Origin of the sequence: Aestuariicoccus sp. MJ-SS9 (assembly GCF_032586235.1) — a bacterium.
In the GTDB taxonomy this organism is placed as follows: domain Bacteria; phylum Pseudomonadota; class Alphaproteobacteria; order Rhodobacterales; family Rhodobacteraceae; genus Aestuariicoccus.
The window spans coordinates 1-21,712 of the sequence record NZ_JAWHTD010000008.1 but is presented as its reverse complement, the minus strand read 5'-3'; the positions used below and the strand labels follow the sequence as shown (position 1 = coordinate 21,712).

Genomic DNA, 21,712 nt, shown 5'->3' with positions numbered 1-21,712 from the left:
AAAGCCCCCAACTTCTTCTTGGCAAAAATACTCCCGCCGGAGGCTCTGCCGCCAGCCACATCCACGCCGCCCGCAAGCCGGGGCCACACACAAGCCGCAAAGCGCCAATCAAGAAAAAAGCGTGCGCAGCACTCCGTCGGATCACTCCGCCGGGGCAAAGCCCAGGATCAACTGCCGCAGTCCGAGCGCCGCCCCCGCCACGATCGACACCGCCGTCACCGGGGCCGACCAGGCCAGCACGGAAAAGGCCGACAGGCCCTGTCCGACGCTGCAGCCCATCGCGATCACCGCGCCGAAGCCCATCAGCGCCGCGCCGATGATCTGGCGGCGCAGCTCGCGCGGGTCCTCGCAGGCCTCCCAGCGGAAATGGCCCTTGATCAGCGAACCGATAAAGGCCCCCAGCCACACGCCCGCCACCGAGCCCACAGCAAAGGTCACCGGCCAGGCCGATCCGGTCATCCACCACAGGATCGATTCGCCCAGCGGCGCGGCAAAGGAATGCGACACCACCGGCACCGCCTCGAACCCCGAGGCGGCCACCCACGAGGTCCCCGCCCAGGCCGTCAGCGCCGCCAGCGCCACCGCCAGCGCCCAGACCACCTGCATCGGCTTGGCCCAGAGCGCGCGCGACATACCCGCAAACACCAGGATCGCCGCCCCCATCGCCATGCCCAGCACCGCCACCGGCAGCCCGGTCCAGCCCGCAAGCTGATGCGCGATGCCCGGCGCTGCGCCGGTCACGGCCTCCTGCGGGAACAGCAGCACCCTGAGCCCTGCCAGCGGGCCGGACATGATGACATAGGTCGCAACCCCCATCACCAGCACGATCACGAAACTGCGCAGATCGCCGCCGCCCAGCCGCGCGATGGCGCCATAGCCGCAATTGCCCGCCAGCGCCATGCCATAGCCGAAAAGCAGCCCGCCGATGACCGAGGCATGGGGCATCCAGCGCAGGCCAAGATAATAGCTCTCGGCCGGATCGAAGACCCCTCCCGCCATCAGCGCAAAGGTCCCGAAGACCGCCGCCCCGATGGCCAGACCCCACATGCGCAGCCGCGTGTCCGATCCGCCGTAAAGCCAGTCCTCGATCGCGCCCATGGTGCAGAACCGCCCCAGCCGGGCCGCCAGCCCCAGCAGCACGCCGCCCACAAGCCCGATCAGCGCGACCAGATGATGTTCGCTCAGAATGCTCAGAATGTCTTGCATCGGTCCGGGCCTCCTCCTGCCCTGACACGTTTCCCCCGCTTCACTGTGCCGGGGCAGGGCGCTTGGGGCAAGGGCCGATCGCGGCCTTGCCCGAAACGCGACGCCGTACCGGGCGGTCAGCGAAGCCTAGTCGTCCTTGCAGAAAAGCTCGTAGACGCATTCCAGCATCTTGCGCGGGCGTTCGTCGGCCAGGCGGTAATAGATCGCCTTGCCCTCGCGCCGGGGCACCACCAGCCCCTCCAGCCGCAGCCGAGACAATTGCTGGCTGACCGCCGCCTGCCGCGCCGCCAGCAGATCCTCGAGCTCGGTCACCGATTTTTCGCCCGACACCAGATGGCACAGGATCATCAGCCGGCCTTCGTGGCTGATCGCCTTCAGGAAGGCCGCGGCGGTGGTGGCCTTTTCGGCGATACGGTCGAATTCCTCGTCGCTCAGGTCTTCGTTCAATACAGGCAGAGCCATGGCGGCACTCCTCAGTTCATGACGGCGGATGCGTCGAAATCCGTATGATCGTCCAGCATGCGGGACAAAAGCGGCCAAAAGAAATCCTCACCCGGATAGCCTTCGATGCGGTCGATTTCCGCACCGTCCACGACCAGGATGAAGGTGGGTGTGAAATTCACCGGCCGGGCATAGGACACGCCCTCGGGCCGGTCGTCGATGTCGATCCGCCGCAGCGGGGCGAATTGCCCTTCGGCGGTCTTTTCATAGGCCGGGGCGATCTCTTTTTCCCAGCGCGCGCAATAAACGCAGCCCTTCTGATCGACCATGACAAGCATCGGCGTCGCCAGCACCGGCGCGCCGATTATTAGAAAACTCAGGGCCAGTGCGGCCAGACGGCTCAGGATCATGCATCACCGATTGACGAAGGCTTCTCGTACAACATAATCTGAATATGTGAATTGATCAAGGAGTCGCGCGCATATGTTCGATATCAGCTATGCGGGCGCGGCCCTGGCGGGGCTTTTGAGCTTTTTCACCCCCTGCATCCTGCCGATGGTCCCGTTCTACCTGTGCTACATGGCCGGCATCTCGATGTCGGAACTGCGCGCCGACACGGGCATCGCGCCGGGCGCGCAGCGCCGGCTGGTGGTGTCGGCGGTGTTCTTCGCCGCGGGCGTCACGACGATCTTTGTGCTGCTGGGGCTGGGGGCCACTGCGGTGGGGCAGGCCTTCGCCACCTGGCGCGATCCCCTGTCTTACGTCGCTGCGGCGGTGCTGGCGGTCTTCGGGCTGCATTTCCTGGGCGTGATCCGGGTGCCCATCCTTTACCGCGAGGCGCGCATCGAAAGCGAGGCAGAGCCCAAGACCCTTCTGGGCGCCTATGTGATGGGCCTCGCCTTCGGCTTCGGCTGGACGCCCTGCGTCGGCCCGGCGCTGGCGTCGATCCTGATGATCGCCAGCGGCATGGGCGATCTGACGCGCGGGGGGTTGCTTCTGTTCGTCTACGGGGTGGGGATGACCGCGCCTTTCGTCGTCGCCGCGCTCTTTTCCGGCCCCTTCCTGCGCTGGACCGCGCGGCACCGCGACAAGCTGAAATATGTCGAAAAGGTGATGGGCGTCATGCTGATCGTGTTTGCGATCCTGATCGCGACCGATACTGTGAACCTCATCGCCAATGCGATGCTGGAATGGTTCCCCGGCTGGGTGGCCTACACCTGACCCGACCGGCCCTTATCGATGGAGAACGCCATGAAACACCTGATTGCGAGCGCCGCGCTGGCGCTTATGACGGCGCTGCCCGTGGGCGCGGCCGAACTGGGCGACGACGGTCTGCACAAGACCCCGTGGATGCGCGACACCTTCAAGGACCTGCGCGAGGACCTGGCCGAGGCCAATGCCGAGGGCAAGCGCCTGGCGCTCTTCTTCGAGCAGCGCGGCTGCATCTACTGCACCAAGATGCACAACGAAGTGTTCCCCGATCCCGTGGTCGGCGGCTATATCGAGGACAATTACTTTGTGGTGCAGCTGAACCTGCACGGCGACATCGAAGTGACCGATCTGGACGGCGAGGCGCTGTCCGAAAAGGACATGGCGCGCAAGTGGCGGGTGATGTTCACGCCGACCATCATGTTCCTGCCCGAAGAGGTGCCCGAGGGCACTTCGGCGGTCGATGCGGCCGTCGCGGTGATGCCCGGCGCCTTCGGCAAGGGCACCACGCTGGACATGTTCACCTGGGTGAACGAAAAGCGCTACGAACTTGATAACGGGGAAGATTTCCAGCGTTACCACGCCCGCATGATCCAGGAACGCAACGACGGCAGTACCGACTGATTGCCACAAAAATTCGGGCAATCAATTCAATTCTTCGAATTTGTTGTTGCGTGAATCGCCTTCGGTAGCCTACGGTATACGAAAGTCGGTCACCCTGTAGCCGGGCCGACCACCTAGGGAGGGAATATGAGGCTAAGTATCATTTCGACAGCTGCAATGCTGGCGGCAAGCGTGGCATTCGCCGATTCGGTTTCGCCCAACGACGTGAAGTTCGACGAGTACGGCGCGATCGAGGCGTCGCTCAGCGGCGCGCCGGGCGACGCGGCCAACGGCGCCAAGGTGATGACGACCCGCAGCAAGGGCAATTGCGTGGCCTGCCACGCGGTGACCGCGCTGCAGGACGCGCCGTTCCACGGCGAGGTGGGCCCGACGCTCGACGGGGTGGGCGGCTATCGCTCGGCCGAAGAGCTGCGCGGCATCGTCGCCAACGCCAAGATGATGTTCGAGGGCACCGTCATGCCCGCGTTCTACAAGACCAGCGGCTTCACCCGGCCCGGTGACGGATACACCGGCAAGGCCGCAAAAGAGGAAGACCTGACGCCGATCCTGACGGCTCAGGAAGTCGAGGATGTGGTCGCGTTCCTGCTTACCCTGCAGGACTGAGCCGCGACCTACCGCAATTCGAGGAGAAACGAGACATGGATTTCACGAGACGTGAGACGCTTGCGATCGGCGCCGGTGCGGCGCTGATGACCGTTCTGCCGTTCCGCGCAAACGCGGCGGTGGACGATCTGATCGCAGAATTCACCGGCGGCGCCGCCGTCGGCGACGCCGGCGTGGAGCTGACCGCGCCCGAGATCGCCGAGAACGGCAACACCGTGCCGATCGAGGTCAGCGCCCCCGGCGCCGCCGCGATCATGGTGCTGGCCGCCGGCAACCCGACGCCGCCCGTGGCGACGTTCAACTTCGGCACACTGGCCGCGCAACAGGCGGCCTCCACCCGGATCCGTCTGGCGGGCACGCAGGACGTGATCGCGATTGCACAACTGGCGGACGGCAGCTTTGCCCGGACGTCGAAGACCGTGAAGGTCACCATCGGCGGCTGCGGCGGCTGAGGCAGAGGAGACAAAGAACATGGCATCTGGAGTCAAACCCCGCGTCAAGGTCCCGAAAAAGGCGGCTGCCGGTGAAGAGATCACCATCAAGACGCTGATCAGCCACAAGATGGAATCCGGCCAGCGCAAGGACAGCGACGGCAACACCATTCCGCGCTCGATCATCAACCGCTTCACCTGCGACTTCAACGGTGAGAACGTGATCGACGTCAAGATGGAACCGGCGATCTCGACCAACCCCTATTTTGAATTCTACGCGACCGTTCCGGAAGCGGGCGAGTTCAAGTTCACCTGGTATGACGACGACGGGTCGGTCTACGAGGACGCAAAAGAGATTTCCGTCGGCTAAGGCCGGTGGCCGGCCTTGCCCCCGGATTTGGGGGCAGGGCCGTTTCCAGGGAGGGAAAACATGAGAATAAGAGCAATGACGGCCATGACCGCCGCGCTGATCGCCACGGCGCCGCTGGTTCTGGCAGGGGGCGCGGATGACGATCATCTCGTCATCAACGGCGAGATCGACATGACGACCAAAGCCGCCGCACCCGCACATATGGAAGAGACCGGCATCGACACGATCATGTCGGGCTGGCACTTTCGGTCGGACGAAACCCAGGCGCTCGAGATGGACGATTTCGACAACCCGGGCATGATCTTCGTCGACAACGGGATCGACGCGTGGAACACCGCCGAGGGGACCGAGGACAAGTCCTGCGCATCCTGCCACGGCGCGCCCGAGGATATGGCCGGCGTCAAGCCGACCTACCCCAAGTGGAACGCAGAGGCCGGCGAGCTGCGGACGCTGCAGATGCAGGTCAACGACTGCCGCACCAACCGCATGGGCGCCGAGGCGTGGAAATACGACTCGGGCGACGCCATCAACATGGAGGCGCTTTTGTCCTCCGTGTCGCGCGGCATGCCCGTGGACGTGGCCATCGACGGCCCCGTGGCCGATGCGTGGGAAATGGGCAAAGAGCTCTATTACACCCGCACCGGCCAGCTGGAACTGTCCTGCGCCTCGTGCCACGAGGAAAACTATGGCAACTACATCCGCGCCGACCATCTCAGCCAGGGCCAGATCAACGGTTTCCCGACCTACCGTCTGAAGAACGCCAAGCTGAACGGGGTGCACAGCCGCTTCAAGGGCTGCGTGCGCGACACCCGCGCCGAAACCTACAGCGCTGGCAGCCCCGAATTCGTGGCGCTCGAGCTGTACGTGACCAGCCGCGGCAACGGCCTGTCGGTCGAAGGCCCCTCGGTCCGCAACTGATCTGAACTTGCCCCGTGCCAGTCTTTGGCGCGGGGCTTTCCTCCCCTCAACGCATTCAAATATGCGTATATGTAACGTAAACGAAAGGCCGCTTCGATGATCTCACGTCGCGATTTTCTGCAAGCGTCCATGGCCGCTTCGGCGCTTTACGGCGCCAGCGGTTTTGGCAATTGGTCCAGGCTGGCCGCGCAGCAGGCGCTGACCCAGGATCAGCTTCTGCAATTCGACACCTTCGGCAACGTATCGCTGATCCATGTCACCGACATCCACGCCCAGCTCAAGCCGATCTATTTCCGCGAACCCGAGGTCAATATCGGCGTGGGCGGCAACAAGGGCGCGGTGCCGCATGTCACCGGCGCGGACTTCCGCAAGCTTTACGGTATCGACGATGGAAGTCCGTCGCATTACGCGTTGACCTACAACGATTTTTCGGCGCTGGCCAAAAGCTATGGCCGGATGGGCGGGATGGACCGCGTGGCCACCGTCGTGAACGCCATCCGCGCCGACCGGCCCGACGCGCTGCTGCTTGACGGCGGCGACACCTGGCACGGCAGCTACACCTGTTTCCACACCCAGGGCCAGGACATGGTCAACGTCATGAACGCCCTGCGGCCCGACGCGATGACCTTCCACTGGGAATTCACCCTCGGCTCCGAGCGCGTGAACGAGCTGGTCGAGGGCCTGCCTTTCGACGCGCTTGGGCAGAACATCTTCGACGCCGAATGGGACGAACCGGCCGAGCTTTTCAAGCCCTACCAGTTCTTCGAACGTGGCGGCGTCAAGATCGCCGTGATCGGCCAGGCTTTCCCCTACATGCCGATCGCAAACCCGGGCTGGATGTTCCCCGAATACAGCTTCGGCATCCGCGACGAGAACATGCAGGCCATGGTCGATGAGGTCCGCGCCGAGGGCGCCGAGCTGGTCGTCTGCCTGTCGCACAACGGTTTTGACGTCGACAAGAAGATGGCCAGCATCGTGACCGGCATCGATGTGATCCTGTCGGGCCACACCCACGACGCGCTGCCCGAACCGGTGCTGGTGGGCGAGACGATCATCGTGGCCTCCGGCTCGAACGGCAAATTCGTCAGCCGCGTCGATCTCGACGTTCAGAACGGCCGCATGATGGGCTTCCGCCACAAGCTGATCCCGATCTTCTCGGACGTGATCACCCCCGATGCCGAGATGACCGCGCTGATCGACGAGCAGCGCGCGCCCTATGCCGACCAGCTTTCCGAGGTGGTGGGCACGTCGGATTCGCTGCTCTACCGGCGCGGCAATTTCAACGGCTCTTGGGACGATCTGATCTGCGACGCGCTGCTGTCCGAACGTGAGGCCGAGATCGCCCTGTCGCCCGGCGTGCGCTGGGGCCCGTCGATTCTGCCGGGGCAAGAGATCACCCGCGAGGACGTCTGGAACGTCACCTCGATGACCTACGGCGAGGCGTATCGCACGGAAATGACCGGTGAATTCCTCAAGGTCGTGCTGGAAGACGTGGCCGACAACATCTTCAACCCCGATCCCTATTACCAGCAGGGCGGGGACATGGTGCGCACCGGCGGTCTGGGCTACCGGATCGACATCAACAAGCCGCAGGGCGAGCGCATCAGCGACATGGTGCTGCTGCGCACCGGCGAGGCGATCGACCCCGCGCGGGCCTACGTCGTCGCCGGCTGGGCGAGCGTGAACGAAGGCACCGAAGGCCCGCCCATCTGGGACGTGGTCGAAAACCACATTCGCAAACTGGGCAACGTCAGCGTCGCCCCGAACACTTCGGTCGAGGTGGTGGGCATCTGACCCCACCCGATGAAAAGGAGAACCCCATGAGCAAGAGAGAGACAGGCCCCTCCCGCCGCCAGTTCCTCACCAGCGCCGCGGCGCTGGGGGCAGGGGCTGCGGCTGCGACCGCCGCACGCGCGGCCGGCCCCGATCCGCTGATCACAGAGGTGCAGCCCTGGGCGTCCGGCTTTGGCGACGGCGTCGACGCCACCCCCTACGGTCTGCCGATCAAGTTCGAGGACGACGTCGTCCGCCGCAACGTCGAATGGCTGACCGCCGACACGATCAGCTCGATCAACTTCACGCCGATCCACGCGCTGGATGGCACGATCACCCCGCAGGGCTGCGCGTTCGAGCGTCACCACTCGGGCGCGATCGAGCTGGCCAAGCAGGATTACCGCCTGATGATCAACGGTCTGGTCGATCAGCCGCTGGTCTTCAGCTATGCCGACCTGGAGCGCTTCCCGCGCGAAAACCACGTGTATTTCTGCGAATGCGCGGCGAATACCGGAATGGAATGGGCCGGTGCGCAGCTGAATGGCGCGCAGTTCACCCACGGCATGATCCACAATATGGAATACACCGGCGTTCCCCTGCGCACCCTGCTGGCCGAGGCCGGGCTCGACGCCGCGGGCGATCTGGCAGGCAAGTGGGTCTATGTCGAGGGTGCGGATGCGTCCTCGAACGGCCGCTCGATCCCGATGGAAAAGGCGCTCGACGACGTTCTGGTCGCCTTCAAGGCCAATGGCGAGGCTTTGCGCAAGGAACACGGCTATCCTGTGCGGCTCGTCGTGCCGGGCTGGGAAGGCAATATGTGGGTCAAGTGGCTGCGCCGGATCGAGGTCATGGACGGCCCCGTGGAAAGCCGCGAGGAGACCAGCAAATACACCGACGTGCTCGAAGACGGCACGGCCCGCAAATGGACCTGGGTGATGGATGCCAAATCGGTCATCACCTCGCCCAGCCCGCAATCCCCCATCACTCACGGAAGCGGGCCGCTGGTGATCACCGGTCTGGCCTGGTCGGGCCACGGCAGGATCACCCGCGTCGATGTGTCAAAGGACGGCGGCATCACCTGGGAAACCGCGCGTCTGGCCAAGGAGGGCGAGAACAAGGCGCTGACGCGCTTCTATCTCGACACCGCCTGGGACGGCGAAGAGATGCTGCTGCAAAGCCGCGCCATCGACGAGACCGGCTATGTCCAGCCCACCAAGGCGCAGCTGCGCGAGGTGCGCGGGCTGAATTCGATCTATCACAACAATTGTATCCAGACGTGGCACGTCAAAACCAATGGGGAGGCGGAAAATGTCGAGGTCTCTTAAGCTTTTCGGCGGCTCCGCCGTCGGAACGGTCGTGATGCTGACCCTCGCGGTCAATTTCGCCGACCGCAACATCGCGCCGATGCCGGAAAATCCCGATCTGATGGCGGCGTTGCCGGCCCCCGTGGCCCCCGCCGCCCCGGCAGGCGGGCTGATCGGGTCGGCCGATGCCGCGACCGGCTCTGACGCGCATTACGGGCTGGGCCGCCCGGCGCTGCCCGAGGAACTTGCCGCCTGGGATCTGGACGTGTCGCCCGACGGCACCGGCCTGCCCGACGGCTCGGGCTCGGTCGCCGACGGCGAGGTGCTCTTCGCCGAGAATTGCGCGGCCTGTCACGGGGTCTTTGCCGAAGGCGTGGGCAACTGGCCCAAGCTCGCCGGCGGCGAGGGCACCCTGGCCGACGACGACCCGGTCAAGACCGTGGGCAGCTACTGGCCCTATCTCTCGACCGTCTGGGATTACGTAAACCGCTCGATGCCCTTCGGCAACGCGCAGTCGCTGACCCCGGACGAGGTCTATGCGATCACCGCCTACATCCTCTATTCCAACTGGCTGGTCGAAGACGATTTCGTGCTGTCAAAAGACACCTTCGCCGAGGTCGAGATGCCCAACGCGGACAATTTCATCGTCGATGACCGGGCCGAGACGGAATACACGATCTGGCGCACCGAGCCCTGCATGAGCGAGTGCAAGGACAGCGCGGAAATCACCATGCGCGCCACCGTGCTCGACGTGACCCCCGAAGAAGAGGGCGCCGTCGAAGAGGCGGCTGCGACCACCGAAGCGCCCGCCGCGACCGAAACCGCCGAGACCTCTGAACCCGAGGCCCCGGCCGAAACCGTCACCGTGGCCGCCATCGACGAGGCGTTGGCCGCCGAGGGCGAAAAGGTGTTCCGCAAGTGCAAGGCCTGCCACCAGGTCGGCGACGGCGCCAAGAACCGCTCGGGCCCGCAACTGAACGGTATCGTGGGCCGCGCCGTGGGCAGCGCCGACGGCTTCAAATACTCCAGCGCCATGAGCGGCATGGGCGGCGTCTGGGACGAGGCCACCTTGGCCGGTTTCCTCGCCGATCCGCGCGGGGCGGTGAAAGGCACAAAGATGGCCTTTGCCGGGCTGAAGTCGGACGAGGATATCGCGGCGGTGACCGAGTACCTCAAGACCTTCGCCGAGTAAGCCCGTGCGCGGGCGGTTCCTCCCGTCGCTGGTCGTGCTGCTGGCGCTCGCCAGCGGCGCGGCCGCCGACGAGGAGGCCGTCCCGCTGGGCGATGCTGCACGCGGCGAAGCGATCTTCGCTCAGAGCAGCGGATGCCACCAGATCGGGCCGGGGGCGGAAAACCGCATCGGCCCGCATCTCAACAACATCTTCGACCGCGCCGCCGGGGCGGTCGAGGACTTTCCCTATTCCAAAGCGATGCAACGCGCCGCGGCGGACGGGCTGACCTGGGACTACGAAAGGCTCGACGCCTATATCGCCAATCCCCGTGCGCTTGTCAGCGGCACCCGCATGTCCTTTCGCGGGGTCAAGGATCCGCAGGACCGTCACGACGTGATCGCCTATCTGCGGCGCTTTTCGGCCGATCCCCAGAACATCCCCGAGGCCGCCCCGACGGCCGTCGCGCGCGAGGTCGATCTGCCGCCCGAGGTGCTCTCCATCGTCGGCGACGTGGCCTACGGCGAATACCTGGCCAGCGAATGCAAGACCTGCCACCAGAGCGACGGGTCGGACGCGGGCATCCCCTCGATCACGCGCTGGCCGGTCGAAGATTTCGTCATCGCCATGCACGCCTACAAACAGAAGTTGCGTCCGCACCCGGTCATGCAGATGATGGCGGGGCGGCTTTCGGACGAGGAGATCGCCGCGCTGGCCGCGTATTTCAAGAATTTGGAGTAAGCGGTCACCCGGTCCGCGAGAACGGGCTGTTTCTAGGGAGGAATTGACATGCATATGAAAAGACGGGCTTTTATCGCCACAAGCGCAGCAGCGGCGGGTCTTGCCGCACCGATGCTTCGGGCGCAGGGCAAACCGCGCGCGGTGGTCGTCGGCGGCGGCGCGGGCGGGGCCACCGCCGCGCGCTACATCGCCAAGGATTCGGGCGCGCGATCGACGTCACCCTGATCGAACCGGCGCGGCACTACTACACCTGCTTTTTCTCGAACCTCTATATCGGCGGCTTCCGCGAGATGGCGAGCCTCGGGCATTCCTACGGCACGCTGGCGGCGGAGTACGGGATCAACGTGGTGCACGACTGGGCTACGGGCATCGACCGCGACGCGCGCACGGTCGCCTTGGCGGGCGGCGGGTCGATGCCCTACGACCGTCTGGTGCTGTCGCCGGGCATCGACTTTGTCGAGGGGTCGGTTGCGGGCTGGGATCTGTCGGCGCAGAACGCCATGCCCCATGCCTACAAGGGCGGCAGCCAGACCGAGCTTCTGCGCGCACAGGTCGACGCCATGCCCGAAGGCGGCACCTTTGTGATGGTCGCCCCGCCCAACCCCTACCGCTGCCCGCCGGGGCCCTACGAGCGGGTGAGCATGGTGGCCCACCGGCTGAAAGCCAACAATCCGACGGCCAAGATCATCATCGCCGACCCGAAAGAGAATTTCTCGAAACAAGGGCTCTTCGAGGATGGCTGGGAGAGCCATTTTCCCGGCATGATCACCCGCATCGGGCCGGATTTCGGCGGCCAGAACACCAGCGTCAACCCGGCGGAGATGACCGTGGACATCGACGGCGAGGTGATCCGAGCCGATGCGGTCAACGTCATCCCGGCGATGAAGGCGGGGCGGATCTGCGAGACGGCGGGCCTGACCGACGGCAACTGGGCGCCGGTCACCGGCCACACGATGCAGAGCCGGGTGGATGAGAACATCCATGTGCTGGGGGATTCGGCGGCGCAGGGCGATATGCCGAAATCCGGGTTCTCGGCCAACAGCCAGGCCAAGGTCGCGGCGATGGCGGTGCGCGGCGCGCTGACCGGCAGCCGGGTCTTTCCGGCCAAGTTCTCGAACACCTGCTGGTCGCTCATCGACACCGACGACGGCGTCAAGGTGGGGGCCACCTACGAGGCGACGGATGAAAAGATCGCCAAGGTCGACGGCTTCATCAGCCAGACCGGCGAGGACGCGGCGCTGCGCAAGGCGACCTATGAGGAAAGCATCGGCTGGTACGCGGGCATCACCGCGGACATGTTTGGCTGATCCTGCGCCAAGGGACGGTGCGCGCAGAGCGCGCACCCTACGGGCGATACGCTTGGTTCGGTGCGCGCGACCAGCGTCACCGGCTCAAGCCGTGGCCAGCGTCAGCCCGTGGGGTGGCGCTGCAACTGGGCTTCTGCGCGCTTTGCCTTTGCCAAGTCATTGCTGCGAATAGTCGGTGCGCCCCGATCTGCCAAAGCGCCAGCCCGCCGGGACGGGCAGGCGCTGACAGCAGGCGGCCTTCGGCCTTGAGTCCGCGACTTCGGGGCGCTGAAGGGGGTCTAACGCACCTCTACGCCACCCGCAGCCCCTTCATATCCGCCAGCAGCGCCGGGATCTTTTCCTTGAACTTGAAGAGCCCCGCCGTCGCGTGCGGCCAGGCGCGGGCGTCGTAGGGGCGCAGCGGGCGCAGCACGGGCAGGTCGGGGATCTGATGCAGGATCTGCGCCGAGGGGCCCACCGGCGCATAGGGTGTGACGATTTGCGTGGCGCCTGCGTCGCGCGCCCATTGCGCCGCCTCCGACCCGCTGGTCAGCCCTTGGGTCACCGGGCCCAGCAGCGCGCCGTAGCGTGTCACGGTTTCGTCCATCAGCGCGGTCTTGAACGCCCGCACCCGCGGCGCGGGCTCCAGCACCGACAACCCGCCAGTGGCGTCCAGCACCGCCGTGGCCACCGGCGCAAGCCCCAGATCGAAGAGCCAGCCGGGGCTCAGATCGTCCTCGTGCAGCACCAGCGCGGTAGGGCGGGCGGGGTCGAAGCGATCGCCCTCGGGCGGGGCCATGCGCGGCGGATGGGCGGGGCCCTCCAGAGGCGGGGCCTCGGCGGCCAGCCCCTGCGGCGCAAAGCGGTTCTCGGTATACCGCGCGATATTCGAGGCCCGCGCCAAATAGGTCTTGCCCCGCGTCTGCAGCCCCGCCACCCAGCGCCAGCCCAGCGTGTTCGAGGCCGGATCGCCGTCCAGCAGATGGCGCAGGAAGAAATCCGCCCCCAGCTCCCATGGCAGGCGCAGGGTAAAGATCCAGATCGAGGCGAACCACATCCGCGCGTGGTTGTGCAGATAGCCCGTCTCGGCCAACTCTTGCGCCCAGTGGTCGAAGGCGTCGATCCCGGTCCGGCCGTGGCAGGCGTCCTCCCAGGCGCGGCGCAGGCCGGCCTGGGTCTGCACCTCGTCCCAGCGCTGCGCCAGCCCGGCGCGGTAGCCGCCCCAGACCGCCGGGCGCATCTCGAGCCAGCCTTTCCAGTAGCTGCGCCAGAACACCTCTTGCACGAATTTTTCGGCGGCGCGGTGCGAATGGCGGCCCAGCACGGCCCCAAGCACCTCTTCTTCGGTCAGGATCCGGTGGCGGATGTAGGGCGACAGGGTCGACACGCCCGCGTGACGGCCCGGGCCCAGGTCGTAATTGCGCCGCGCGGCGTAATCGCGCCCGGCCCTGGGCACGAAGGCCGCGAGCCGTTCGAGCGCTGCGGTTCGGGTCGGGAGGAAAGGATCATTTGCCTGCATGGCGGCAAGGGTAGGGCGTGGCGTGGCGGCTTCAAGCGTCGAAGCGTTGCCCGGACAGCGCCGTGCGGCGACTTCGGGGGCCGTCAATAAAGTTAACTAATTCAATAATTTATGGGTCATATCCGCTGCCCCAATGTTTCGCGTGCGAAACATTAAGTCACATATGCTGACCTATCTCTGATCCCAGGACGCATTTGCCCGCCGCCCCTTGCAGCCCCCGGGGTGCGATACTAAGACTCCGGGGAACACGGCGTTACCCATTTCCCCTTAACGAGCAGGCAGGCGGCCATGAAAGATCCCTTCGAGACATACATGAACACCCTCGTCCCCATGGTGGTCGAGCAAACCAGCCGGGGCGAGCGCGCCTACGACATTTTCTCGCGCCTGCTGAAAGAGCGCATCATCTTCCTGTCGGGGCCGGTGCATGACGGCATGTCGTCGCTGATCGTTGCGCAGCTTCTGCACCTCGAGGCGGAGAACCCGTCGAAGGAAATCAGCATGTACATCAACTCGCCCGGCGGGGTGGTGACCAGCGGCCTGTCGATCTACGACACGATGCAGTACATCAAACCCAAGGTCAGCACGCTGGTGATCGGGCAGGCGGCCTCGATGGGCTCGCTGTTGCTGACGGCGGGCGAGCCGGGGATGCGGTTCTCGCTACCCAACAGCCGGGTGATGGTGCACCAGCCCTCGGGCGGCTATCAGGGCCAGGCCACGGATATCATGATCCACGCGCAGGAAACCCAGAAGCTCAAGACGCGGCTCAACGAGATCTACGTCAAGCACACGGGCCAGACCCTGAAAAAGGTCGAGGCGGCGCTGGAGCGCGACAACTTCATGTCGCCCGAAGAGGCCAAGGATTGGGGGCTCATCGACGAGATCGTGGAGAGCCGGGGCAAGGCGGATGCCGACGCTTAACAATCCGGCAAATTTGCGATTGTAGACCGCCATGGCCTGTCCTAAGCTTTGCGCAACGGGGCGGGCCATGTAACTTAACGGGCGGGGGCGGCCCGGCGCGTACCTGCGAAACGGCCCAGAAAGGTTCGATATGGCGACGAATTCAGGCGGCGACAGCAAGAACACCCTCTATTGCAGCTTTTGCGGAAAAAGCCAGCATGAGGTGCGCAAGCTGATCGCGGGTCCCACGGTGTTCATCTGCGACGAATGCGTCGAGCTTTGCATGGACATCATCCGCGAGGAGACCAAAGGCTCGGGCCTGAAATCCTCGGAAGGGGTGCCCACTCCGCGCGAAATCTGCAATGTGCTCGACGATTACGTGATCGGCCAGGAAATGGCCAAGCGTGTGTTGTCGGTCGCGGTGCACAACCATTACAAACGGTTGAACCACGCGCAGAAAACCGGCGATATCGAGCTGGCGAAATCCAACATCCTGCTGATCGGCCCCACCGGTTGCGGCAAGACCCTGCTGGCGCAGACGCTGGCGCGCATTCTGGATGTGCCGTTCACCATGGCCGACGCCACCACGCTGACCGAGGCCGGCTACGTGGGCGAGGATGTCGAGAACATCATCCTGAAATTGTTGCAGGCCTCCGAATACAACGTCGAACGCGCGCAGCGCGGCATCGTCTATATCGACGAGGTCGACAAGATCACCCGCAAGTCCGAAAACCCCTCGATCACCCGCGACGTGTCGGGCGAGGGCGTGCAGCAGGCGCTGCTGAAACTGATGGAGGGTACCGTGGCCTCGGTACCGCCGCAGGGCGGGCGCAAGCATCCGCAGCAGGAATTCCTGCAGGTGGACACCACGAACATCCTCTTCATCTGCGGCGGCGCCTTTGCCGGGCTCGACAAGATCATTTCGCAACGGGGCAAGGGCTCGGCCATGGGCTTTGGCGCGGATGTGCGCGATGTGGACGCGCGCAACGTGGGCGAGGTGTTCAAGGACCTCGAACCCGAGGACCTGCTGAAATTCGGCCTGATCCCGGAATTCGTCGGCCGCCTGCCGGTGCTGGCCACGCTCGAGGATCTGGACGAGGACGCGCTGGTCACCATCCTGACGCAGCCCAAGAACGCCCTGGTCAAGCAATACCAGCGCCTCTTCGAGATGGAGGACACGCAGCTGACCTTCACCGACGACGCGCTTTCGGCCATCGCCAAGCGCGCCATCGAACGCAAGACCGGCGCACGCGGCCTGCGCTCGATCCTCGAGGCGATCCTGCTCGAGACGATGTTCGAACTGCCGGGCATGGACAGCGTCAGCAAAGTGGTCGTGAACGAGGAAGCGGTGAACACCAACGCCCAGCCCTTGATAATCCACGACGACAGCAAGGACGCCGCCTCGGCAGGGTGAGTGTACGGGTTCTCAGGAATTTTTATATCAAGGGCAACGTGTTACAGCGTTGCCTTTTCTGTAACAGGCGGCCTCTCCGCGAAGGGGCGCGTTGAGAATACAAGGCCGCGGGAACCATGATCCAGCAGATGGAATTACGCTATAGCGATGGCATCGACACGATGGTCGGGCAGTTGGTGTGGGACGATGCCTTGCGCGATCCCGCGCCGGGTGTGCTCGTGGCGCCAGCCTTTGGTGGGCTAAGCCCGTTTGAAGTCGCAACCGCTGAGGCGCTCGCGGGCCTTGGCTATGTTGCCCTAGCGGTTGATTATTATGGCGACGGCAAGCGGGCGCGGAACGGGGATGAGGCCTCGGCCTGGATGGCGGTTTTGAACGCCGACCGCTCTATCTTGATCCGGCGCATGCAGGCGGCGCTTGTCGCACTCAAAGATCAGACGCAGGTTGACGCAACCCGTACCGGGGCTTTGGGCTATTGCCTTGGCGGTAAAGCGGTTTTGGACCTGGCGCGCAGTGGCGCGGCATTTCAGGCCTGCGTGCCTGTGCACGGGGTTTTTGATGCGCCAGAGGGCGTCTTAGGCCCGATTGTGCCGTCTGTGCTTGCGCTGCATGGGTGGGACGATCCGCTGGCCACGCCCCAGGATGTCGAAGCTTTGGCGGCCGAGCTGACCAAAAACTGTGCGGATTGGCAAATTCAGGCCTTTGGCCATACCGGACATGCGTTCACCAACCCGATGGCACAAGACAAGGCCGGAGGCATGATGTACAGCGAGCGGGCGACCAAACGCAGTTGGGCCGCGCTGACCTCGTTTCTTGCGGAATGCCTGACCCCGGAGTGATCCCTCACACCGCAAGGAAATCATCAAAATCCAACAAGAAAAACCAAGATCATGACCATCAAACGAATTTCCTCGGGCGGAGAATATGAAGCAAAGATCGGCTATTGCCGCGCGGTGGTGGCGGGCGGTTTCGTCCACGTCGCGGGCACCGTCGGGCAGGGCGACAGCGTGACCGAGCAATGTGCAAGCGCGCTCGAGACGATCGGCAAGGCGCTTGGTGAGGCGGGGGTAGGGTTCGGCGATGTGGTGCGCGTCACCTACATGCTGCCCGACAGGTCCGAGTTCGAGGCTTGCTGGCCAATCCTGTCGGACACATTCGGCGCAAACCCGCCGGCTGCGACGATGATCGAATGCGGGCTGATCGACCCCAAATACCGCATCGAAATCGAAGTGACCGCGCTGGCCCGTTAGGCGCCGTTTTCTTGCAAAGAAAACGGACCGAAATCTTTGTAAGATTTCGATGCCCGGCCGCATCCCCTGCGCGGCCTTGTCACTGGACGTCGCGGCGCGCATGGGGCATACCGGCTGCAACGGATCTCGGAGGTTTGCATGGGCATTCTCAACACGCTTCTGCGCGCGGTGACCTGGTGGAACGGCCAGACCCTGAACACGCAGCTCTGGACCTGGCGCAACGGCGTCAAGGTCGGCGAGGACGAACAAGGCAACACCTTTTACCAGACCAAGGACGGCAAGCGCCGCTGGGTCATCTTCAACGGCGAGGCCGAGGCCAGCCGCGTCAGCCCCGACTGGCATGGCTGGCTGCACCACACCTTCAAGGAAACGCCCGCCGACCGCCCCTTGCCGCACAAGGCCTGGGAAAAGCCGCATCAGGAGAACCTGACCGGCACCGCGCTGGCCTATGCGCCGGCTGGGTCGATCCGGCGCGAGGCCCCGCGCGAGCGCCGCGATTACGAGGCCTGGAGCCCGGAATAACCCGATGCCCGAACACATGACCGAAGTTCTGGTGGGCGGCGCCGTTCTGGCCGCCGCGATCGCCTTTGGCGCCTACACGGTGCAAAGCGCCGGGCTTTCCATGGGGCAGGACGGCTATCCGCTGACCGCCAGTTTCCGCTCGCTCGAGGGGGTGAGCGTCGGCACCGACGTGCGGCTTGCGGGCGTCAAGGTGGGCACCGTCACCGACATCGACCTCAACACCGAAACCTACCGCGCGGACACGGTCGTCAGCATCCGCAGCGGCATCGAGATCCCCGACGACAGCGCCATCGCGATTGCATCCGAGGGCTTGCTGGGTGGCAATTTCGTGGAAATATCGCCCGGCGGATCGCCGTTCTATTTCGAACCGGGTGACGAGATCCTCGATACCCAAGGCGCGGTCAGCCTGGTGTCGCTCCTGTTGAAATTCGTGGCGGGCGAGGACGAATGATCCGCGTGGCGGCGCTTGTGATGGCCGCGTCCCTGCCGGTGGCGGCGCAAGAGGCGGTCAGCACTGGCAGCGGCGCGACGCTTCGGGCGCTCGACAAGCTCAACGGCACCGTGCAGGATCTCGACCTGCCCAACGGCGGCACCGCCCGGGTCGGCCGGGTCGAGGTGATGCTGGGCGAATGCCGCTATCCCGAAGGCGACCCGGCAGGCGACGCCTATGCGTTCGTCACTGTTCGAGAGGCCGGCGTGGCAGATCCGGTGTTTCGCGGCTGGATGATTGCCTCGTCGCCTGCGCTTAACCCGATGGAGCATCCGCGCTACGACGTTTGGGTGCTGCGCTGCACCACCTCCTGACCGCTCCGCGCCAGCGGTTTCGCGGCGAAATCCGCGTCATGTTCCAGCGCCTCGGCAAGCCTGCGGCGATAGTCGGCGCGGGTGATCTCGACCGCGCCGAGAGAGGCGAGATGGCTGGTCAGAAACTGCGTGTCAAAAAGCGTGAATCCGCATCGACGCAGGTGATCGACCAGAAAGGCCAGCGCGATCTTGGAGGCGTCGGTCCGGCGCGAAAACATCGATTCGCCACAAAAGACCGCGCCCGTTGTGACGCCGTAGACCCCGCCGGCCAGCTCGCCCTCCATCCAGACCTCGATCGAATGGGCATGACCCATGTCGTGCAACGCGCTGTAAAGGCGCCGTAATTCCGGGTTGATCCAGGTCTCGGGCCGGTCGCTGCAACCGTCGATCACGCCTTCGAAATCCTGATCCAGCGTCACCCGGTAATCGTTGCGCCTGAGCCGCCGCGCCAGGCTGCGCGAAATGCGGAACCCATCGAGCGGCAGCACGCCGCGCCGCCTGGGATCGACCCAGAAAAGCTCTGGGTCGTCCTGATGTTCGGCCATGGGAAAGATGCCCGAGCGGTAGGCGTGCAGCAAAAGCTCTGGCGTGATGTCAGTCATGCCAGAGCCTTTCCTTGCCGCCAGAGGGTGACGCCCGCTTTCATGGGCGCGACCCTAGCCGGAGGGCAGCGCCTGTTCCAACCACTTCTCGAGCCAGTGGATGTTGTAGCTGCCGGTGTGGATGTCGGGTTCCTGAAGGAGCGCGTGAAAGAGCGGTACGGTGGTGTCGATGCCGTCGACGATCAGCTCGCCAAGCGCACGATTGAGGCGCGCCAGCGCCTCGGGCCGGTCGCGGCCGTGCACGATCAGCTTGCCGATCAGGCTGTCGTAATAGGGCGGGATCCGGTAGCCGTCATAAAGCGCGCTGTCCATGCGCACGCCAAGCCCGCCGGGCGCGTGATATTGCGTGATCCGCCCCGGGGAGGGCGAGAAATTCGGCAGCTTCTCGGCGTTGATGCGGACCTCGATGGCGTGGCCGTTGATCTTGAGATCGTCCTGCGTGAACGACAGCGGCAGGCCCGAGGCGACGCGGATCTGTTCGCGCACCAGATCGACGCCAAAGATCGCCTCGGTCACCGGATGTTCGACCTGCAGGCGGGTGTTCATCTCGATGAAGTAGAACTCGCCGTTCTCGTACAGAAATTCGACCGTGCCCGCGCCGGCATAGTTGATTCGGGCCACCGCGTCGGCGCAGATCTTGCCAATGCGCGCGCGCTCTTCTTCGGTGATGACGGGGCCGGGGGCCTCTTCAAAGACCTTCTGGTGACGGCGCTGGAGCGAGCAGTCGCGCTCGCCCAAATGCACCGCATTGCCCTTGCCGTCGCCAAAGACCTGAATTTCGATGTGGCGCGGCGTGGTCAGGTACTTTTCGATATAGCATTCGTCGTTGCCAAAGGCGGCCTTGGCCTCGGAGCGGGCGGTCATGAAGGCACGCTCCATGTCGGCGGCGCTTTGGGCCACCTTCATGCCGCGCCCGCCGCCGCCGGCGGTGGCCTTGACGATGACGGGATAGCCGATCTCGTCGCCGATCCTTTGGGCCGCGGCCAGGTCGGGCACGCCCCCGTCCGAGCCCGGAACGCAAGGCACGCCGAGGTCCTTCATCGTGTCCTTGGCGGTGATCTTGTCGCCCATGACGCGGATATGTTCCGCCGTGGGGCCGATGAATTTCAGATCGTGATCCTCGACCACCTGCACGAAACGGGCGTTTTCCGACAGGAACCCATAGCCTGGATGGATCGCCTGCGCGCCGGTCACCTCGCAGGCCGAGATGATGGCCGGGATCGACAGATAGCTGTCGGTGCCGGGGGCGGGGCCGATGCAGATGGTCTCGTCGGCCATGCGCACATGCATCGCGTCGGCATCGGCGGTGGAATGCACCGCGACGCTGGCGATGCCCATCTCGCGGCAGGCGCGAATCACGCGCAGCGCAATCTCGCCGCGGTTTGCGATCAGGATCTTGTCGAACATCGCGCTTATTCCAGGATCACGAGCGGCGCGCCGTATTCGACCGGGGCGCCGTCCTCGACCAGAATGCGCTTGACCGTGCCGGCGCGCGGGGCCGGGATGTGGTTCATGGTCTTCATCGCCTCGACGATCAGCAGCGTGTCGCCTTCGTTGACCGTGGCGCCGACGCTGATGAAGGAGGGCGCGCCGGGTTCGGCCTGCATGTAGACCGTGCCGACCATGGGTGAGGTGACGGCGCCGGGATGCGCGGCGGGGTCCTCGGGCAGGGGGGCGGCGGGTTCGGGCGCGGCGGCGGGTGCCGGGGCCGCGGCGGCCACGGTCTGAACCGGTGCGGCGGCCTGCGGCTGCAAGCGGCTGACGCGCACGTTCAGGCTGTCGTCCTCGCCATATTCGCGCTTGACCTGAAGCTCGGTCAGATCGTTTTCGCGCAGCAATTCCGCCAAGGCCTGGATAAAGGCCACATCGGCATCATGGGTGTTTTTCGTCATTCAATCCTCGCCCGGTTCCTCGGGCCCGCGGTTATGCCGCCGACCACTATGGCTGCCCGCTTATAGGCCAAGGGCGCAGGCTTGAAAAGCGACCCTTACGGGTCTTCGGGCGGGATCGGTTCAGGGTCTTCGTCCGGCGCCGTGAAGGCCGAGTCGCGGGTCAGCGCCGCGATGGGGTCGAAGGGGTCCGACGGCCTGGCGGACGCGGGGGCCGCCGGCGGGGAGTCTTTCGGGGCCGGGGGCGCTGAGCCGGAGGGGACGGTCTGCTGTTGGTCCAGAATTTCGAGGATTTTCAGCTGCATGATCGACGGTGGCGCGGTATGCGTGTCCGGGTCGGTGCCGCCGTTCGGCACGCGCCAGAAGTCGGCGGGCGATTTCGTCTCAAGGATCGTCTCGGCGGTCTCAGGGACCGGTTTGACGGCGTCGGGCGTTTCGGTGTGAACCGCGTCGGTCGGGCGGTCGGGCGACAGCCCGGGTGTCAGCGGCGCGATGCCCGTATAGGCGGGTGGAACATACATGATTTCGCTCCGTTCAGCGTCTCCCCCGACAGAGGGTAACACGACGGCGCAAATTTCGCAGCGACACCCTTAAAATTGAAAATGAATTCTTGGGCTTACACTGTGTCAGGATGTTTCCCCGGGCCGGGCCGGCCCGGGGCGGCGGGCTCACCCCTTGTTCATTCTGTTTTCGATGAGGTCGTCGACGACTTCGGGTTCGGCGAGTGTTGAGGTGTCGCCGAG

The 21,712-nt window shown here is 65.0% G+C and carries 25 protein-coding genes and 1 pseudogene; 18 read left to right on the top strand and 8 right to left on the bottom strand.

The window, feature by feature from the left end; genetic code table 11:
* Positions 1–141: 141 nt before the first annotated feature.
* The 3 genes from RXV88_RS07995 to RXV88_RS07985 form a co-directional block, all read right to left on the bottom strand.
* A complete protein-coding gene (locus RXV88_RS07995; RefSeq protein ID WP_410468806.1) occupies positions 142–1,206 on the bottom strand; it encodes a YeeE/YedE family protein in 1,065 nt (354 codons plus the stop codon).
* A gap of 126 nt (positions 1,207–1,332) precedes the next feature.
* Positions 1,333–1,668: a metalloregulator ArsR/SmtB family transcription factor gene (locus RXV88_RS07990; protein WP_316291801.1), complete on the bottom strand. Its 336-nt coding sequence runs from the start codon at positions 1,666–1,668 to the stop codon at positions 1,333–1,335.
* Positions 1,669–1,679: 11 nt separating this feature from the next.
* Positions 1,680–2,057 carry a thioredoxin fold domain-containing protein gene (locus tag RXV88_RS07985; protein ID WP_316291799.1) on the bottom strand — a complete coding sequence of 126 codons (378 nt, stop codon included), beginning with the start codon at positions 2,055–2,057 and terminating at the stop codon, positions 1,680–1,682.
* Positions 2,058–2,130: 73 nt separating this feature from the next.
* Here RXV88_RS07985 and RXV88_RS07980 point away from each other — a divergent pair, with 73 nt between their 5' ends.
* From RXV88_RS07980 to RXV88_RS07930, 11 genes and pseudogenes are all read left to right on the top strand, one after another.
* The gene (locus tag RXV88_RS07980) at positions 2,131–2,868 is read left to right on the top strand and encodes a cytochrome c biogenesis CcdA family protein (RefSeq protein WP_316291798.1); all 738 of its coding nucleotides are present in this window, start codon (positions 2,131–2,133) and stop codon (positions 2,866–2,868) included.
* A 30-nt stretch (positions 2,869–2,898) separates the two neighbouring features.
* Positions 2,899–3,480 carry a thioredoxin family protein gene (locus RXV88_RS07975; RefSeq protein ID WP_316291796.1) on the top strand — a complete coding sequence of 194 codons (582 nt, stop codon included), beginning with the start codon at positions 2,899–2,901 and terminating at the stop codon, positions 3,478–3,480.
* A 126-nt stretch (positions 3,481–3,606) separates the two neighbouring features.
* Positions 3,607–4,083: a sulfur oxidation c-type cytochrome SoxX gene (gene soxX / locus RXV88_RS07970; protein ID WP_316291794.1), complete on the top strand. Its 477-nt coding sequence runs from the start codon at positions 3,607–3,609 to the stop codon at positions 4,081–4,083.
* A gap of 35 nt (positions 4,084–4,118) precedes the next feature.
* Entirely contained in the window at positions 4,119–4,535 is a 417-nt protein-coding gene (gene soxY, locus RXV88_RS07965; RefSeq protein WP_316291793.1) for a thiosulfate oxidation carrier protein SoxY, read from the top strand.
* 19 nt (positions 4,536–4,554) lie between these two features.
* Positions 4,555–4,884, top strand: coding sequence for a thiosulfate oxidation carrier complex protein SoxZ (gene soxZ / locus RXV88_RS07960; RefSeq protein WP_316291791.1), 330 nt, complete (start codon positions 4,555–4,557; stop codon positions 4,882–4,884).
* Positions 4,885–4,944: 60 nt separating this feature from the next.
* The gene (soxA, locus tag RXV88_RS07955; RefSeq protein ID WP_316291789.1) at positions 4,945–5,802 is read left to right on the top strand and encodes a sulfur oxidation c-type cytochrome SoxA; all 858 of its coding nucleotides are present in this window, start codon (positions 4,945–4,947) and stop codon (positions 5,800–5,802) included.
* 96 nt (positions 5,803–5,898) lie between these two features.
* On the top strand, positions 5,899–7,596 hold the full coding sequence (gene soxB / locus RXV88_RS07950) for a thiosulfohydrolase SoxB (RefSeq protein WP_316291787.1): 1,698 nt from the start codon (positions 5,899–5,901) through the stop codon (positions 7,594–7,596).
* 26 nt (positions 7,597–7,622) lie between these two features.
* Positions 7,623–8,900, top strand: coding sequence for a sulfite dehydrogenase (gene soxC / locus RXV88_RS07945; RefSeq protein ID WP_316291785.1), 1,278 nt, complete (start codon positions 7,623–7,625; stop codon positions 8,898–8,900).
* Entirely contained in the window at positions 8,884–10,071 is a 1,188-nt protein-coding gene (locus tag RXV88_RS07940) for a c-type cytochrome (protein WP_316291782.1), read from the top strand. Before soxC ends, RXV88_RS07940 begins: the two co-directional genes overlap by 17 nt.
* A gap of 4 nt (positions 10,072–10,075) precedes the next feature.
* Positions 10,076–10,789: a c-type cytochrome gene (locus tag RXV88_RS07935; protein ID WP_316291780.1), complete on the top strand. Its 714-nt coding sequence runs from the start codon at positions 10,076–10,078 to the stop codon at positions 10,787–10,789.
* A 48-nt stretch (positions 10,790–10,837) separates the two neighbouring features.
* A pseudogene (locus RXV88_RS07930) lies at positions 10,838–12,096 on the top strand (FCSD flavin-binding domain-containing protein).
* 289 nt (positions 12,097–12,385) lie between these two features.
* Here RXV88_RS07930 and RXV88_RS07925 read toward each other — a convergent pair.
* Positions 12,386–13,594 (bottom strand): FAD-binding domain-containing protein, encoded by a 1,209-nt coding sequence (locus RXV88_RS07925; protein ID WP_316291778.1) that lies wholly within the window; start codon positions 13,592–13,594, stop codon positions 12,386–12,388.
* Between the two features lie 288 nt (positions 13,595–13,882).
* Between RXV88_RS07925 and RXV88_RS07920 the strand changes: the two genes are divergently transcribed.
* The 7 genes from RXV88_RS07920 (at position 13,883) to RXV88_RS07890 (ending at position 18,478) form a co-directional block, all read left to right on the top strand.
* Complete coding sequence (locus RXV88_RS07920; protein ID WP_316291776.1) at positions 13,883–14,512, top strand: ATP-dependent Clp protease proteolytic subunit; 630 nt, start codon at positions 13,883–13,885, stop codon at positions 14,510–14,512.
* 130 nt (positions 14,513–14,642) lie between these two features.
* On the top strand, positions 14,643–15,905 hold the full coding sequence (gene clpX / locus RXV88_RS07915; RefSeq protein ID WP_316291773.1) for an ATP-dependent Clp protease ATP-binding subunit ClpX: 1,263 nt from the start codon (positions 14,643–14,645) through the stop codon (positions 15,903–15,905).
* A 116-nt stretch (positions 15,906–16,021) separates the two neighbouring features.
* On the top strand, positions 16,022–16,741 hold the full coding sequence (locus tag RXV88_RS07910) for a dienelactone hydrolase family protein (RefSeq protein ID WP_316291771.1): 720 nt from the start codon (positions 16,022–16,024) through the stop codon (positions 16,739–16,741).
* 51 nt (positions 16,742–16,792) lie between these two features.
* Positions 16,793–17,152 carry a RidA family protein gene (locus RXV88_RS07905; protein ID WP_316291770.1) on the top strand — a complete coding sequence of 120 codons (360 nt, stop codon included), beginning with the start codon at positions 16,793–16,795 and terminating at the stop codon, positions 17,150–17,152.
* A 138-nt stretch (positions 17,153–17,290) separates the two neighbouring features.
* The gene (locus tag RXV88_RS07900; protein ID WP_316291768.1) at positions 17,291–17,674 is read left to right on the top strand and encodes an NADH:ubiquinone oxidoreductase subunit NDUFA12; all 384 of its coding nucleotides are present in this window, start codon (positions 17,291–17,293) and stop codon (positions 17,672–17,674) included.
* 4 nt (positions 17,675–17,678) lie between these two features.
* A complete protein-coding gene (gene mlaD, locus RXV88_RS07895; RefSeq protein WP_316291766.1) occupies positions 17,679–18,125 on the top strand; it encodes an outer membrane lipid asymmetry maintenance protein MlaD in 447 nt (148 codons plus the stop codon).
* A complete protein-coding gene (locus RXV88_RS07890) occupies positions 18,122–18,478 on the top strand; it encodes a DUF2155 domain-containing protein (protein WP_316291764.1) in 357 nt (118 codons plus the stop codon). Before mlaD ends, RXV88_RS07890 begins: the two co-directional genes overlap by 4 nt.
* Here RXV88_RS07890 and aat read toward each other — a convergent pair.
* The 4 genes from aat to RXV88_RS07870 all read right to left on the bottom strand — a co-directional run bounded on the left by aat (position 18,442) and on the right by RXV88_RS07870 (position 21,490).
* Positions 18,442–19,080 (bottom strand): leucyl/phenylalanyl-tRNA--protein transferase, encoded by a 639-nt coding sequence (aat, locus tag RXV88_RS07885; protein ID WP_316291762.1) that lies wholly within the window; start codon positions 19,078–19,080, stop codon positions 18,442–18,444. The genes RXV88_RS07890 and aat overlap by 37 nt on opposite strands.
* A gap of 54 nt (positions 19,081–19,134) precedes the next feature.
* Positions 19,135–20,487, bottom strand: coding sequence for an acetyl-CoA carboxylase biotin carboxylase subunit (accC, locus tag RXV88_RS07880; protein WP_316291760.1), 1,353 nt, complete (start codon positions 20,485–20,487; stop codon positions 19,135–19,137).
* 5 nt (positions 20,488–20,492) lie between these two features.
* Complete coding sequence (gene accB, locus RXV88_RS07875) at positions 20,493–20,972, bottom strand: acetyl-CoA carboxylase biotin carboxyl carrier protein (RefSeq protein WP_316291758.1); 480 nt, start codon at positions 20,970–20,972, stop codon at positions 20,493–20,495.
* 95 nt (positions 20,973–21,067) lie between these two features.
* On the bottom strand, positions 21,068–21,490 hold the full coding sequence (locus RXV88_RS07870; RefSeq protein WP_316291757.1) for a hypothetical protein: 423 nt from the start codon (positions 21,488–21,490) through the stop codon (positions 21,068–21,070).
* Between the last annotated feature and the right edge of the window lie 222 nt (positions 21,491–21,712).